The sequence below is a fragment of the Halobacteriovorax sp. RZ-2 genome (genome assembly GCF_043196685.1).
GTDB lineage: Bacteria > Bdellovibrionota > Bacteriovoracia > Bacteriovoracales > Bacteriovoracaceae > Halobacteriovorax_A.
The window spans coordinates 434,089-449,757 of the sequence record NZ_JBEBMR010000003.1 but is presented as its reverse complement, the minus strand read 5'-3'; the positions used below and the strand labels follow the sequence as shown (position 1 = coordinate 449,757).

General features: G+C 38.0%; 10 protein-coding genes. 4 read left to right on the top strand and 6 right to left on the bottom strand.

Features of this window, described 5'->3' with window-relative positions; translation table 11 throughout:
- Positions 1 to 12 precede the first annotated feature (12 nt).
- From ABMA78_RS13705 to ABMA78_RS13685, 5 genes are all read right to left on the bottom strand, one after another.
- Complete coding sequence (locus ABMA78_RS13705; RefSeq protein WP_392860834.1) at positions 13 to 1,326, bottom strand: glycerol-3-phosphate dehydrogenase/oxidase; 1,314 nt, start codon at positions 1,324 to 1,326, stop codon at positions 13 to 15.
- Positions 1,327 to 1,339: 13 nt separating this feature from the next.
- Entirely contained in the window at positions 1,340 to 2,725 is a 1,386-nt protein-coding gene (locus tag ABMA78_RS13700) for a hypothetical protein (RefSeq protein WP_392860832.1), read from the bottom strand.
- A gap of 5 nt (positions 2,726 to 2,730) precedes the next feature.
- A complete protein-coding gene (gene secA, locus ABMA78_RS13695; RefSeq protein WP_392860830.1) occupies positions 2,731 to 5,295 on the bottom strand; it encodes a preprotein translocase subunit SecA in 2,565 nt (854 codons plus the stop codon).
- Positions 5,296 to 5,310: 15 nt separating this feature from the next.
- Positions 5,311 to 6,435: a M23 family metallopeptidase gene (locus ABMA78_RS13690; RefSeq protein ID WP_392860829.1), complete on the bottom strand. Its 1,125-nt coding sequence runs from the start codon at positions 6,433 to 6,435 to the stop codon at positions 5,311 to 5,313.
- A gap of 123 nt (positions 6,436 to 6,558) precedes the next feature.
- Positions 6,559 to 7,308 carry a Stp1/IreP family PP2C-type Ser/Thr phosphatase gene (locus ABMA78_RS13685; RefSeq protein ID WP_392860828.1) on the bottom strand — a complete coding sequence of 250 codons (750 nt, stop codon included), beginning with the start codon at positions 7,306 to 7,308 and terminating at the stop codon, positions 6,559 to 6,561.
- Between the two features lie 265 nt (positions 7,309 to 7,573).
- Between ABMA78_RS13685 and ABMA78_RS13680 the strand changes: the two genes are divergently transcribed.
- The 4 genes from ABMA78_RS13680 (at position 7,574) to ABMA78_RS13665 (ending at position 14,227) form a co-directional block, all read left to right on the top strand.
- On the top strand, positions 7,574 to 9,628 hold the full coding sequence (locus ABMA78_RS13680; protein ID WP_392860826.1) for a PrkA family serine protein kinase: 2,055 nt from the start codon (positions 7,574 to 7,576) through the stop codon (positions 9,626 to 9,628).
- Between the two features lie 29 nt (positions 9,629 to 9,657).
- Positions 9,658 to 10,779, top strand: coding sequence for a DUF444 family protein (locus ABMA78_RS13675; protein WP_392860825.1), 1,122 nt, complete (start codon positions 9,658 to 9,660; stop codon positions 10,777 to 10,779).
- A 24-nt stretch (positions 10,780 to 10,803) separates the two neighbouring features.
- The gene (locus ABMA78_RS13670) at positions 10,804 to 12,285 is read left to right on the top strand and encodes a SpoVR family protein (RefSeq protein WP_392860824.1); all 1,482 of its coding nucleotides are present in this window, start codon (positions 10,804 to 10,806) and stop codon (positions 12,283 to 12,285) included.
- Positions 12,286 to 12,400: 115 nt separating this feature from the next.
- Positions 12,401 to 14,227, top strand: coding sequence for a hypothetical protein (locus ABMA78_RS13665; RefSeq protein ID WP_392860822.1), 1,827 nt, complete (start codon positions 12,401 to 12,403; stop codon positions 14,225 to 14,227).
- 5 nt (positions 14,228 to 14,232) lie between these two features.
- Here ABMA78_RS13665 and ABMA78_RS13660 read toward each other — a convergent pair whose 3' ends face one another.
- Entirely contained in the window at positions 14,233 to 15,663 is a 1,431-nt protein-coding gene (locus ABMA78_RS13660; RefSeq protein ID WP_392860820.1) for a hypothetical protein, read from the bottom strand.
- Positions 15,664 to 15,669 lie beyond the last annotated feature (6 nt).

The window sequence follows — 15,669 nt, the reverse complement described above, 5'->3', positions numbered from 1 at the left end:
CGACTTAATACTCTAGTGGCGTCTGTTAAAATCTTCTTCACAACGGATAAACTCGTACTTTCTAACTTCAGCTTCCTGCTCAGGTGTGAAGCCTTTTTGCTTAAAAGGATTGTAGCGCATCTTAAAGCGAAACTCTGCAAGGGTCTTATCTTGAATATATGGTTTCTTATGTTTGTGAACGATTGCTCTTGCTACATCTTGGGCCATTGTTCTAAATGTCGTATATTTTCCACCAATGAGAACGTGACAGTTTTTCAATGGTTGAAAGTATTTGTGGACTCGCGCAGTCTTTCCTAGAGCGGCCGTGGAATCATCTTTTACCAGTGGACGAATTCCTGCAAAGCTTGAGAGTATATCACTTTCTTCAATCTTGGCCTTTGGGAAATATTGATTTAAGTTGGCGAGTAAGTAAGTGATCTCTTCTTGAGTTGGTTTTAGATCAAAATAATCTTCTTCTACTTTTGCTTCTGTTGTACCAACTAGAATTTTATCGGCCTGTGGAATGACAAAAATAACTCGGCCATCATTTGGTGTTAAAAGAATTGCACTCTTTATTTTTAAGCGCTCTTTTGAGATCCAAATATGACTACCACGTGATGGTAGTAGTTGTGGATGCCAGTGGATTTGCTTCGATTTTGCGAGGATTTTGTCTGTAAAAGGTCCTGTCGCAAAGATCATGTCATTGCAGTAGACTTCCTTTGTTGTCCCTTCAATTTCATCATTTAGAACAACTCTGATTGTTCCATCTGCTAGAAATTCATAATCAACTAAGGCCACATGATTTAGAGCATGACACTTAGGATTGAAGGCCCCATCTCTTAGGACTTCAATCGTTAATCGCCCATCGTGTACAACAGCATCATGATAAACGCCGCTTCCTTTTAAATCGTCTTCTTTTAAATCCGCATTTGTTTCAAGTGTTTCAATTTTACTCTTCATCTCATACGGAGAGTTTTGAAAACTTGAAAGAAGATCGTATAAGAAAAGGCCAATTCTAATCATCCACTTTGGACGAATTGAATCAGAATAGATCGGTAGATAGAACTTTTCTTCAAAGCAAAGGTGAGGAGCAAGTTTTAGCCACAGGTTCTTCTCATGTAAGGCCTCCCATACTAGGGGAAAGTCAAAATTTTCAAGATAGCGGATTCCACCGTGAAGCATTTTAGAGCTCTTAGAACTCGTTTGAGAGGCAAAGTCCTTCTTGTCGACAAGAAGAGTATCGACATCATGTAGGCTTAGGTCTCGGAAAACTCCGGCCCCTACAATGCCGCCTCCAATAATGATGGTACTGTAAAAATCTTTTGTATCGCTTAAATTGCTAATCATAATTGTCTATTTTCTATGCCTTGTTTTCTTCTAAAACGACATAGTCCCCGTGGGCCATGATAATAATATCATTAGACGCTGAGTCTTTATTGTGATGATTCACTGTAAAATGGATCGAAATAATTGCATTGGCACCCTTTTTAAAGGCGCTTTCTTTGAATTGGTCACTGAAGTATTCGATGAGGTTAATTGATTTAATATCATTAAACTCGTTACCATCAATGACTTCATTTATCTGCATTGGCCCTAAGCTATGTGTGATAAGGTATCCTGGGACGAAGTGAGAAGAGCTAAGAAGAACATCTTCTTGGTTAAAGTCTTCATCATTTCTGACAAAACGCTTTGTTTTATTTTGGTTGACTGAGCGAGGCCCTGTTAGCCCTCTCTGATCATTGTGGTCATAATTAGGGCTAGCATGGATTTCATGGGCCAGTCCAAGCTTGATCACACGGCAATAGCGACGTAATTTTCCTGCTAAGTAAATGGCACTGAACTCGCCAATTTGTGCAATCAGAAGCTGTCCACTTTCTAGGCCTGTGCGATAAAGATCTTCGTTATCACCTAAGAGTCCATGTTCATTTAAAATGGCAAGAATACTCTCATCATATTCACCAGGAATAATTCCTTGCATAAGGATGGAAAAAGGTGGATTTCCACCAATTGCAACCTTGCCGTATGTTGAGTTGGCCGCAAAGTCTCTGACTTCAGCAAAGTCTTGGGCCATTTTAACTTCAGGTGTTACGGTTTCAGGTGTGGCCGTAAGGGGAGTTTCTACTTGCTCATAGGCTTGTGCTTCTGGTGTAGAGAGCTCTTCTTGCTGAGGAAGTTCTTCTTCAAGGATGTTATTGTCTTCTTCAGTTTCAGATTCAGTTTCTTCTTCGAAAGGAGATAGTTCGATTTCAGCTTCTTCAGCTTCTTCGCTTTCTTGGTCCTCTATTTGGTCATCTTCTGCATATTCGACATTTTCGTCTTGATTGTTGTCGAAGTCGTCATCGAGGGCGTCATTTTGGAAGTCGTTTTCAAAGTTGCTTTCAAAGTCTTCGTTGAAGTCTGTTTGATCGTCTTCTTGACCAACTTCCTGATCGTCTTCATGATCGACATCGTCGTCGAGGCCTGACTCATCAAAGGCGTATTCGGCCTCGTCATATGAGTCGTCCTCATTATTGTCATTATAAAACTCTTCTTCTGACTCATAAGTGTCGTCATCCGAATTTTCTTCTGAGTTATTTGAATATTCAAATGGCGCTAACTCGATTTCAGCTTCGTCTTCTTCATTAGAGTCCTCACTGGACTCATCAAGATCAGAAAGAAGCTTGTCGAGCTCATCATCACCTTGATGAAGAAACTCAGACAAGTCCTCAATACGTGTTAAATCGTTCTTGTTATCGCCATCTGACATATTAATTATGATCCGTGACAGTGTTTAAATTTCTTTCCAGAACCACATGGGCAGGCGTCGTTGCGTCCTACCTTAACTTGACCGCGTGAGCGAGGAGCCTGAGCTTGTGCTGGTTCATCACGTCCTTCTTCTTCAGCAATTCTTTTTGCTTTTAGAATTTCTAGTTGCTTTTGTAGTTCTTCTTCCTGTTGACGTCTTAGTTCTTCAATCTCTTCTTGAGTGTATAGACGTACAGTAAACATATTGCGAACAACACTTGCTTTTACATCAACACGCATTTGTTCGAATAGGTTGAAAGCTTCTCTCTTATATTCAGTAAGAGGATCTTTTTGTGCGTAGGCCTTAAGATTGATCCCTTCTTTTAGGTGATCCATATTTCTTAAGTGATCTTTCCAGTGTTGGTCAAAAGTTGAAAGTAGAATTTCTCTTAGAGCAAGAGTCACTTGTCTTTCGTCATAACCAGCAAGCTTTGTTTCAAGAATTTCTTTTGCTCTTTCTTCAAAGTACTTGCTTACATTACCTTCGAATTTGTCAGAACATTCAACTGCACTTACTTCGTATTCTGTATTAAAAGTAGCACAGAATCCTGATTTCATCTCTTCCCAAGGAAGGTCCTCAAGAGGAACTTTCTTTTGTGGACGATATGTTTCATGAAGGTTGTCAGCAACATCTTCTGTCATCTCTTTAACGAATCCAAGGTTGTCTTCATCTGAAAGAATATCACGACGGATACGGTAGATTACTCGACGTTGTTCATTCATAACATTATCAAAGTCAAGAAGGTGCTTTCTGATTTCAAAGTTGTGCGTTTCAACTTTCTTTTGAGCTTTAGCGATGGCATTAGTAATCATCTTGTGCTCAATTGGCTCATCTTCTTCCATTCCAAGAGTGTTCATCACTTTTGCGATACGATCACTTCCGAAAATTCTCATTAAATCATCTTCTAGAGAAAGGAAGAATTTTGAACGACCAGGGTCTCCTTGACGTCCTGAACGACCACGAAGCTGGTTGTCAATACGACGAGACTCGTGTCTTTCAGTACAAAGGATATATAAACCACCTAGGGCCTTTACTTCATCATTGATTTTAATGTCGGTACCACGACCGGCCATATTTGTTGCAATTGTGACAGATCCCTTTCGGCCAGCATTTTCAATGATACCGGCTTCCTTACCGTGTTGCTTGGCATTTAGAACATTGTGTTCAATTCCTGCCTTTTCTAGCTCTTGCGAAAGTAGGTTAGAAGAGTCAACTGTAATTGTCCCAACTAGAACCGGTTGGCCTTTTTCGTTTAGTTCTCTTAGAAGCTTAATAATTGCTCTATATTTTGCTTGCTTGTTCTTATAGATAACGTCCGCTTCATCAACACGAGCAATTGGAAGATTTGTAGGAATAACAATTACGTCAAGATCATAGATCTTCTTAAATTCTTCCGCTTCTGTATCTGCTGTACCTGTCATACCTGCTAGGTTTGAGTACATTTTAAAGTAGTTCTGGAATGTAATCGAGGCAAGAGTTTGGTTTTCTTGCTTAATCTCAACACCTTCTTTTGCTTCGATAGCTTGGTGAAGACCGTCTGACCAACGAGAACCCGTTTTAAGACGTCCTGTAAACTCATCAACGATAATAACTTCACCATCTTTAATGATGTAGTTAGCGTCTCTTTTAAATAGGTGATGAGCACGAAGCGCTTGGTTTAAGTGGTGAAGTAGAGCAGAGTTTTCTATATCATAAAGATTATCAACTTTCATTAGCTCTTGAACTTTTAAAATCCCTTCTTCTGTAAAAACAGCTGACATTGATTTTTCATCAATTGTGAAATGCTTTTCAACAGTAAGTTGTGGGATAACTTTATTTGCAACACCATAAAGAGTTGAGTCACCTTCACTTGGACCTGAAATTAGTAGGGGAGTTCTGGCCTCATCAATTAGAATCGAGTCAACCTCATCCACGATACAATAGTGAAAATCTCTTTGAACATATTCTTCTAAAGAGAATTTCATATTATCTCTTAGGTAGTCGAAAGCAAATTCGTTATTTGTACCGTATGTGATATCTGAAGCATATGCCGTCTGGCGATCTTCATCTTCCATATCTGCAATAATACAACCAGTCGTTAGACCTAACCAATTATAAAGAACACCCATCTCCTGAGCATCACGACTTGCTAGGTAGTCGTTAACTGTTACAAGGTGGGCACCTTTTCCTTCAAGAGCTTTTAGGTAAAGAGGCAGAGTTGCAGTAAGAGTCTTACCTTCCCCTGTCTTCATCTCCGCAATAATTCCTTTGTAAAGAACAATACCACCGATGATCTGTACATCATACGGACGCATACCAAGGACACGCTTAGCAGCTTCTCTTACTGTTGCAAATGCTTCAGGAAGAATTTGGTCTAGAGTCGCTCCTTCACTTAGGCGTTGCTTAAACTTAGTCGTCTGTGCCTTAAGCTCGTCATCACTAAGTTTTTCCATTTGTGCTTCAAGAGAATTAATTTCATTAACGATTGGCATGAGCTTCTTGATATCGCGATCGTGTTTCGTGCCAAAAAAAGACTTAAGCGGATTAAACATTTAAATTTCTCCTAATTAATCCAGTACATAATAAAGTGGGTCCACCGGTGTTCCATTAATGCGAATTTCGTAGTGCAAATGGGGGCCTGTGGATAAACCGGAGTTACCAACTTTTGCAATTGGTTGCCCCCGTTTGACACTTTGGCCTTTTACAACGATGTTTTCTGAATTATGTCCGTAAACTGTAGTTATACCGTATCCATGATCTATTTCAACGTGGTTTCCAAAACCGTAATTTTTCTTTGATACTTTAACGATCCCATCTGCTGGAGCTAGGATGATTGTTCCAATTGGTGCACCAACATCGAGGCCTTCGTGCATTTTTACTCGTTTTGAGTAGTGACTCATACGAGGCCCATAGTACGAAGTAATCCAGCCACGGGCCGGAAGAAGTGTTGGTGTCGATCTTAAGAAAGACTCGCGATCGAGTAAGAATTGATCGAGCTCATTTACACGAATCTCTAAATCACCTGAAATCTTGCGTAGGATTGAATATCGATAATCAAAAAACGCAAAGTTTTCAGCTAACTTAAAACTTTGTTTAATTAAGCTACTCCATTCTTTTGTGAAGCTATAACCAGAAGTTAACCCAAAGTTTGTTGCGATCTTTCTTTCGTAGAGATCATTAATGTCGCTAAACTCCTCAACATTCTTAAGGTCAATTAGCTCCGACTTAACTTTATTCATTAACTCCTGGTCTCGTTGGGGGATGAGAACAGACTGTGGGTTGCGCGAAGGATTTGAAGGGGCCGTGTGATTATGGCCATGATCGCCTTCTTGTGCCTCGTGCTCATCAGAGTTTTGCATTACTGGCTTTGTTAGATCAAAGTCCTTAAAACCAGAGATCACTCTTAATTTACTTTCGATTTTTTGAATACGTTCAATATCATCTGTTAAGGTATTGAGTTTCATATTAAAGAGTTGGATTTGCTCTTTAAGCTGACGGTTCTCAATGCTTAGGTGACGGTTTTCGTAAACTTGTTTAAGAATTTTAATATAGTCAAAAGTAAGAATACCAATAACTGCTACAATGATAACGATGAAAAATAGAACTGAGTTAAAGATCACTCGTGGAATGCGAAATGACTTAACTCCCTTCTCCTTTTCAGGAATTACCATAATTGTGTAAAAACGACTCAAAATTACTTCCTTGAATTTTCAATAATTTCTGATGTTTATTGTAGGTTTCTTGATAACAGTTTGCAAGACATTAATCCATGACACATCGAGACGAAATAATCGTCCTGATTAAGCTGGTTAAGATTAATTAACTACAGCTAAGATTACAGATATATTGTCCTGTCCACCGTGTTCATTGGCCTGCCTCACAAGTGTTTGTGCGCAGTCGTGAATGAGCTGATGACTTAGTTCGTCGTTCTTTTTTATCATATCGCTAATGATAAAGAGGATATCTTCGTCACTTAGTTTTCCATGAAGCCCGTCTGAGCAAAGAAGAAAAATATCTCCCTTATTCGGTTTGTAATCATAAAGATCGACTTCAATTCCTGATTCAAACCCGACCGTTCGAGACAGGTAATTCTTATTTGGATCATTAGCAGCTTGTTCACGAGTATAGATTCCAAAATTGATTTTTTCTTGGATGACAGAGTGGTCTTTTGTTAATTGAAAGATCTGTCCTTGAGTGATGACATAGGCACGTGAATCACCAACATTTGCAATACTTGCTTTATCTTCGCCAAAGAGAATTCCAACAACAGTTGTTCCCATTCCTTTTAAAGATGGTTCTTCATCAGCGTAATTTTTAATTTTTTCGTTAGCAAAGTGAACAGAGTCTTTGAGGACAGTAGAAGTATCAGTGCTTGATGCTTTGAGCTCTTTCACTTTCTCTGCAACATATTTGATGGCCATTGTTGAGGCCAGTTCACCGCCAGAGTGTCCACCCATGCCATCTGCCACGACATAGAGTTTACTTGAATTCCCAACGTAAATTGAATCCTGGTTGGTCTCTCTCTTGCGTCCAATATCTGATACGCCGGCACAAATAATATCCATATTCACCCTTGTAATCCCTCAACAATGCTAAATCTGTAATTCCTATATTTTCAATTGGATACAGATTTTAGTCAAATGCTTTTGTTGGGCATTCATTTTGCCAAATATTTGCCTAGTAATTTTAGTGAGTACCTGATTATTTTACGGTGTCAAAAAGTCACTACATATTTTTTTTATAGTTACCTTTGCTTCTACTTAGTTTTTCACGTTATAATATATTTAGGAATTTAGCTTGCATCGAATGCAACTCATGGATGGAGAAGATATGACTAAAATGAATATGAAAGACTTTATGAGTGAGAACTACAAAGTTGAAGACTTTGCTCACTTACACTGGACGGGGAGTTTTCAGGATTACGTAGATCTTGTAGCTGAAGACCCAAGAATCGGACGCAATTCATTCCAAAGAATTTTCGATATGATTATGACTTTTGGAACGAGTACTTATCTAGAATATAAAAAAGAAATCACTCGCTATCACTTTTTTGATGACCCAATTGGAAATGGTAAAGATGCCGTTTTTGGAATTGATGTACACCTAATGAAATTAGTTAACTTTTTTAAGGCCGCAGCTCTTGGTTACGGAACTGAAAAAAGGGTTCTACTACTTCATGGACCTGTTGGTTCTGCTAAGTCATCAATTGCAAGAAATCTTAAAAAAGGTTTAGAACACTATTCACGCACAGATGAAGGTGCTCTTTATACTTTTGAATGGTATGACGAAGAAGAATCTGACATTCTTGGTGGACAAAAAGTTTTTCCATCTCCAATGCATGAAGATCCATTAAAGCTAATTCCACACGAAGTAAGAAAAGAGTTCTTAGAAAATATGAATAAGGGCAATAAGGACCACAAGATTAAAATCCGTGGTGAAGTTTGTCCTGCTGACCGTTATATCCTTAATGAATACATGATTAAGTATGATGGTGACTTCATGAAGGTTATGGAAAACCATATCCGTGTTAAAAGACTAATTCTTTCAGAAAAAGATCGTTTAGGAATTGGGACTTTCCAACCTAAAGATGAGAAAAACCAAGATTCAACTGAACTAACAGGTGATATCAACTATAGAAAGATCGCACAATATGGATCAGACTCTGACCCACGTGCCTTTAACTTCGATGGTGAATTCAATATCGCTAACCGTGGTATTATCGAATTCATCGAAATGTTAAAACTTGATGTTGCTTTCTTATATGACCTACTAGGCGCTTCTCAAGAGCAATCGATTAAGCCTAAGAAATTCGCTCAAACTGATATTGACCTTGTTATTCTTGGTCACACAAATGAGCCTGAATTTAGAAAGCTACAAAATAACGAATTTATGGAAGCACTTCGCGACCGTACCGTAAAAATTGATATTCCATATATCACTCGTCTTGATAATGAAGTGAGAATTTATCAGCGTGACTTTAACGCTGAAAAGATTCCTCATGTTCACATCGCCCCACACACTTTAGATATGGCAGCAATGTGGGCAGTTTTAACAAGAATGGAAGAGCCAAAGAAAGCAGATCTTACTCTTGTTCAAAAACTTAAACTTTATAACGGTAAGACTCTTACTGGGTACAATGAAGACAACGTAAAAGAGCTTCGTAAAGAAGCGGTAAGAGAAGGTTTAGAAGGTATTTCTCCTCGTTATATCCAAGATAAAATTTCTAACGCTCTTGTTAAGTATGGACACACTGGTTCACTAAACCCATTTATGGTTTTCAACGAACTTGAGTCTGGACTTAAAAATTCTATGGCAAATAATCCAGAGGCAGTAGATAAGTATCGTGAGATGCTAGCAATCGTTCGCCAAGAGTATACAGACATTGTTAAAAATGATGTTCAAAAAGCTATCTCTCTTGATGAAACTGCAATTGAGACTCTATGTGCAAATTATATTGATAACGTTAAGGCCTACACTCAAAAAGAGAAGGTTCGCAACAAGTACACAGGTAAACTTGAAGAAGCGGATGAGCGTTTCATGAGAAGCATTGAAGAGAAGATCGACATTGCTGAATCTCGTAAAGATGACTTTAGACGTGAGATCATGAACTACATCGGTGCTCTTGCAATCGAAGGTAAACAATTCGATTACAAAATGAATGAAAGACTACATCGTGCACTTGAGCTTAAGCTTTTTGAAGATCAAAAAGATGCGATTAAACTTACAACAATCATCTCTAATGTTGTTGATAAAGAAACACAAGAGAAGATTGATGTTATCAAGTCTCGTCTAATTAAGAACTACGGTTACTGTGAAATCTCAGCAACTGATGCTCTTAATTATGTCGCTAGTATTTTTGCAAAAGGAGACAGTGCTAAGTCTTAGGACTTAGCACCTCCACAATTGGAGAGTTAATGGATCACCCGATTAAAAGAGACCACGCACGTTTTCGTAAAATTATTAAAGGAAAGGTGCGTGATAATCTAAGAAAGTATATTGCCGGCGGTGAGATGCCTATTCCAAAAGGTAATGGCCAATTTAAAGTTCCAATGCCTTCTATCAACACTCCACAATTTCGTTTTGGCGACAAAAGTCAAGGTGGAACAGGACAAGGTGATGGCCAACCTGGGGATCCAGTTGATGGACAAGGTGAACCACAAGAAGGTCAAGGAGAGCCAGGAGAAGCTGGTGAAGGGGAAGGTGAGAAGGCCCTTGATGTTGAAATGAGTCTCGATGAGCTTGCTTCAATTCTTGGCAATGAACTCGCGCTACCTAAGATTGAACCTAAGGGGAAGAAGAATATGCAGTCAACTGTGGATCGCTACACTAGTATCGGTACAGTTGGGCCAGATTCCCTAAAGCATTATAAGAGATCTTTTAAAGAGGCCTTAAAGCGTCAAATCGCAATGGGGACTTATGATCCAAAGAATCCTGTGGTTGTTCCAATTAAAAGTGATATGCGCTACCGCTCAAGTGATTCAAAGATTGAATTTGAAAACTCTGCGGTTGTTATTTATATGATGGACGTCTCAGGTTCAATGGGTGATGAGCAAAAAGAAATTGTTCGCACAGAATCTTTTTGGATTAACCTATGGCTTAAGTCTCAGTATAAAGACATTGAAATTCGCTATATCATCCACGATGCAACGGCAAAAGAAGTTGATGAAGAGACATTCTTTAGAACGCGTGAAAGTGGTGGAACTCTGATTTCATCGGCACTTAAGCTTTGTAAGGATATGATCGCTAGTGATTATAATTCGGATGAATGGAATATTTATCCTTTCCATTTTTCTGATGGTGATAACTGGTCGGCCGAAGACACAAAGGTTTGTCTTGATATTTTAAAGAATTCAATCATTCCAAATTCAAATGCATTCTTCTACGGACAAGTTGAGTCTCGTTATGGTTCAGGTCAATTTTATAAAGACCTTTCCAAAGAGTTCGGTGAAAAACATGAGGATGTCATTTTAAGTAAAATTAAAAATAAAGAAGCAATCTTAGATTCAATAAAAGATTTTCTAGGAAAAGGTAAGTAAGGCGTGACTCCAGTAATAAGTAGTATGGAAAGAACAAAACCACTAAGTGGTGAACTTGCAAGATTAAGAGATGAAGTACACGGCTATGCAGTCGAGTACGGACTTGATTTCTATCCTGTTGTATTCGAAGTTTGTGACTATGATACCGTTTGTATTCTTGCCGCAAATGGAGGATTTCCTTCACGCTATCCTCATTGGAGATTCGGTCTAGAGTATGACCGCCTTGCTAAAGGTAATAAATACGGTTTTCAAAAAATATACGAACTTGTGATTAACACAGACCCTTGTTATGCCTATCTTCTTAGCTCTAATCGTTATGTTGATCAAAAGCTAGTTATGGCCCACGTTTATGGCCATGCTGACTTCTTTAAAAATAACGCTTGGTTTAGAGGAACAGATCGTCGCATGATGGATGTTATGGCCAATCATGGGACAAAAGTACGTCGCTACATGGATAAGTATGGCCAAGATCGTGTGGAAGAATTCATTGATACAGTTCTTTCTTTTGAAAACTTACTGGATGTTAATGTTCTTTTCCAAAGCGAAGAAAAACAAAAAACATCGGCCGACGAGGATTTTGAATTCAAAGATGATCGCTCGCAAGTTCTGCGCTCTTTCATGAATTCTAAAATGGGACGAGTTGGACTTGAAGAAGGTAAGGACGAAGTCAAAAAGACGCCTCTAGAGCTATTAGATGAAGAAATTCGCGGCACACGTGATATTATGAAATTTCTTATTGATCATGCCCCAATTGAAGATTGGCAAGCGGATATCATAGGTATTCTTAGAGAGGAAGCGTATTACTTTCTACCTCAAAGAATGACAAAAATTATGAATGAGGGATGGGCCTCTTATTGGCACTCTAAGATCCTAACGAAGAAGGCATTGAATAGTTCTGAGATTATTGATTTTGCAGATATTCACTCTGGTGTTATGGCCATGAGTAAGCAAAATATTAATCCATATAAAATCGGTATTGAGCTGATGCGCGATATTGAGTACCGTTGGGATACTGGAAAATTTGGTAAAGAATACCAAGAGTGTACAGATCTACACAAGAAAGAGAATTGGCATATTGAAACGAATAAAGGACGCGAAAAGATTTTTGAAGTAAGACGTACTCATAACGATATTACTTTTATCGATGAGTTCTTCACTGAAGAATTTTGCAACCGTATGCAGCTTTTCACTTACAAGTATAACTCACGCACTGGCCGAAATGAGATCGAAACACGTGACTTCAAAGAAATTAAGGCAAAGCTTCTAAATCAACTAACGAATTTTGGTTCTCCAATAATAGAGGTCGAATCTGCTAATCATAAGAACCGTGGAGAGTTACTGCTTCGCCATGTTCACCAGGGTGTCGATCTAGACTTAACTCAGGCCCAAGATACGATGGCAAATATCTATAAGATTTGGAAGAGACCTGTTTCAATCACAACTGTTGTGGAAGATAAGTCTATTGTTTATCAATTTGATGGTGTTGAGTTTAAAGAAGATAAGTAGTCGCTTTATTAATGAGTTGTCTATATTGCTTGTTGACCTAAAAATAGTTTCAAGTAAAATTGAAGTAACTTTCAATATTAGAAATTTTAGAATTTAAGTCAATTTAGGAATATACATGCTTTTAAAAAGTACTTTCTTTGTTTTATCACTTTGTGTTTCAATCCAAACATTAGCTGCAATAAAGCTTAATTCAGGACGTGGTGATATTTCATTGATAAGTAAGAATCAATCACGCCAAATAGATGCAACTAAAATCACTAGTGATATAAATCTTTCTCAAGACACTCTTATTATTACTGAAGATAATTCATATGCTCGACTTTCAAATGAACGTGGTGATTTACTTATCATTGGGCCTAATTCAAAGGTTACAATTGAGCTTATCAATGCACCTGAAGGTGACTTTGTCTCACTTCACGCTGGGATCATAAGACTTAAAGTTAAGAAACAAAGAAAGGTTAGGGACTCTCGCTTTGATCGTATTTTTGTAAGAACTAATAGCGCTCTTGTTGGCCTTGAAGACACTGACTCTCTTGTTCTCTACAATATCTATAATAACGTAACTGGAACGCTGACTTTTACAGGTAAAGCAAATATGAAGCGAATCAATCGCTCTCATAAATTCAGTGCGGGTGAAAGACTTGTTTTTAGAAGAAGTCTTAATGAACAAAAAATTAAATTTAAATTTCGTACAAATAATGAAATCAGAAATTTTAGCAAAGAGATTAATGATGTTCTCTTTGGTGAAAAATTAAAGGACGTGGCAACAGTTGCACGTGGCCAATATAGTGCTACATTTCACGAGTCAAGGCCTGTTTCCATGCCTGTTAAGTTAAATCCGCTACAGCTATCAAAACTTTATCCTAATAATCGTTTAGATATGACAGTCTATTCAGAAGATACTGATAGTGAGGAAATTAACTTATCTCCTTATCCACTTACAGATAATCTCTTCAAACCTGCTGAGCAGAGAAGCTCATATCGTGGCCAGTATTCAAGCTCACAAAAAAGGTATGCGCCAAAGGCCGGTGGATTAGTTGATCTGGTTTCTGGTATTTATATTCCACCTGAAAAGAATGCGACCTTCAATGAGAATTATCGTGTCTATGAAGCACGAGAAATTGGACGTATCAACAGCTCCAATGGGAATTTTATTTCCCCAAAGAATCTTACACTTGATCCAAACCGCGGATTTCTTGTTGTTAATAACACTCATGAGTCAATTCAAAAACAAAGTGAATTAAATGACCTCTTAAAATCAAACTTACTTCTTGCAAGCTATAAGAGTGTTAGTGGAAAGAAAATGACGACGGCCGAAAGGTTCTCTTCAAATATTGTAGGGCTCTCTCTTGTGAATCAGGGCCATACATTCGGCTATGATAGTGGTGATTACGAATTAGGCAAGAGGGGGATTGAGCTTAGCTTGGCCCTTATGGGTAATGGAAGCTTTCGTCCATTTGCCAAGTTTAGACTATTGAATGAAAACTTTGCGAGCTCAAGTCTTTCAAATAATATTGAACGATTCTATCAAATGAATCTTGGTGTCGATTATCAATTTGGTTCGATCTTCTACGTTAGTGGACAGCTTTCAATTGATGAAGAGCCTATTGTTTTAAATGCTACTTCTAGTATTGTCAGTGCAACTCTTACCAATTTTATCGGAGAGTTTGGCGTTAAGGTTCTTAATTTGAAAAAGCTAGACCTCTTTGCTAAAGCTGGTGCTAAGTATAGCTTGGCCAATGCTGATGATGGCTTTGATATTGAAAGTGGTATGGGCCTTTATTTCGGAGGTAAGCTTGATTATTGGCTTAATCGTTATAGTTTCGTCTTCGCTGAGCTAGAGTATTTAACACACTCTTTCTCGATTTCTGGTGGCGGTAATGACAGCGATGTTGATATGAGTGGCGCGATGATTAACTTTGGTTATCGCTATTCGTTCTAACGAGATCAGTGCCCAAGGTCTGGGTACTGTGCTAAGTCTAGTTCGTAAATATCTTTTTGATAAATAAGCACTGGCTCATTAAATTTCTTTTGTGCTGGTGCTGTAATCATGGACTCAAGTCGATCCTGTATCGTTTTTGATTCCATCTTTTGATCCTTTCGAATCACTTCAGTTGTAAAATTATCCCATAGTTTCGATTGCATATGCAGCCAGCAACTGATGATATTCTTGTTAAGGCATGACTTATCACTTAGCTGAATCCAGTTTTGATCATTATTTAATAATTTTAAATATGTACTAAGAATCGCTGCCTCATAAGGTAGACGCTTGTTATAACGAATATCCAGATTATTCATTAGGTAAACGGCCTCTTTAAACTTTCCCTCTTTGATAAGAATATTGATTCTTAAAAGTTCTTTTTCACGAGAAAGTGAGTCTGATAATGGAATTTTTGAAAGTGCGATTCGAGCATTCTTAAAATTCCCACTAAGCCATGCTGTGGTAAGTATGAGCTTATTATTTACGATTGATTCAGGCTTTTGAATTAAGTTTGATATATAGTGAGAGTAGGCCGTCTTGATATCATCTTTATGAATCTCCATGTGGCCTTTAATTTTATTTGTATTTGTATTATCAATTGATTGAGCAAGTTTTAATGCTTGATCATACTTTCCAGCGTTATAAAGATTAACTGCAACTAGTGTTCTAAGCATTGGGTCTGCATAGAATTCAACTGGTATTGTTCCATAGTGTTTTAAAACTCTTTCGTGTTCTTTAAAAAAGATACCATAACGAAGAACTGTTTTTATGATATCGATATTATTGCTGGCCATTAGGTCTCTGATTCGTGTTGATCTAACATAACCTTTAAGGCGCTTTTCTAAGACAAGGTTAAGCCAAGTATTGTCCTGATAAGGATTCTTGTTGTGAATTCTGACAATGCAATTATTGAAGATTTCTTCAATTTTCTCATTCATTTCTTTTGGCATTGAAAGGGCACTCACCATTCTCATTGTACAATTTTGATAAAACCAAGAGGCGTTATCTTGTAAGGAGGCCAGTGTCTCGCGTGTCTCCTTGGCCCGTGCATCGGAGAAGTATGCAAGTACAAGGAAGCGGTTAATGAGAAGTTGTTTCTTATAACTATTTGTTTTGGCCGAAAGTTTTTCTAGAACAAGGATGGCATCATTGGAATGGCCATCAATTAAAAGGGATTTAGCAACCCTCAATTGATCAAGAAAATCCTTGCGATCATCTAGTTGTAGCCCTTCATTGAAGTAAGCGGCCTCAATTTCGTGATAGATATTATAAGGTGGATCTAGCTCACGCTTGGCCTGCCTTGAAATAATATTTGCATTAGATTGCGCACGAATGACTTCACTTAATAACGATAAGCTTATGAGTAAGAGAATGGCCTTAAGTGAAATTATTTTCATATTTTA

What these genes read in the sequence shown, in the direction of transcription:
- ABMA78_RS13670 (WP_392860824.1), top strand. Translation starts at nt 10,804, where the DNA reads ATGGAAAGAACAAAACCACTAAGTGGTGAACTTGCAAGATTAAGAGAT.
- ABMA78_RS13700 (WP_392860832.1), bottom strand. Translation starts at nt 2,725, where the DNA reads ATGTCAGATGGCGATAACAAGAACGATTTAACACGTATTGAGGACTTG.
- ABMA78_RS13705 (WP_392860834.1), bottom strand. Translation starts at nt 1,326, where the DNA reads ATGATTAGCAATTTAAGCGATACAAAAGATTTTTACAGTACCATCATT.
- ABMA78_RS13685 (WP_392860828.1), bottom strand. Translation starts at nt 7,308, where the DNA reads ATGGATATTATTTGTGCCGGCGTATCAGATATTGGACGCAAGAGAGAG.
- ABMA78_RS13660 (WP_392860820.1), bottom strand. Translation starts at nt 15,663, where the DNA reads ATGAAAATAATTTCACTTAAGGCCATTCTCTTACTCATAAGCTTATCG.
- secA (WP_392860830.1), bottom strand. Translation starts at nt 5,295, where the DNA reads ATGTTTAATCCGCTTAAGTCTTTTTTTGGCACGAAACACGATCGCGAT.
- ABMA78_RS13675 (WP_392860825.1), top strand. Translation starts at nt 9,658, where the DNA reads ATGGATCACCCGATTAAAAGAGACCACGCACGTTTTCGTAAAATTATT.
- ABMA78_RS13680 (WP_392860826.1), top strand. Translation starts at nt 7,574, where the DNA reads ATGACTAAAATGAATATGAAAGACTTTATGAGTGAGAACTACAAAGTT.
- ABMA78_RS13665 (WP_392860822.1), top strand. Translation starts at nt 12,401, where the DNA reads ATGCTTTTAAAAAGTACTTTCTTTGTTTTATCACTTTGTGTTTCAATC.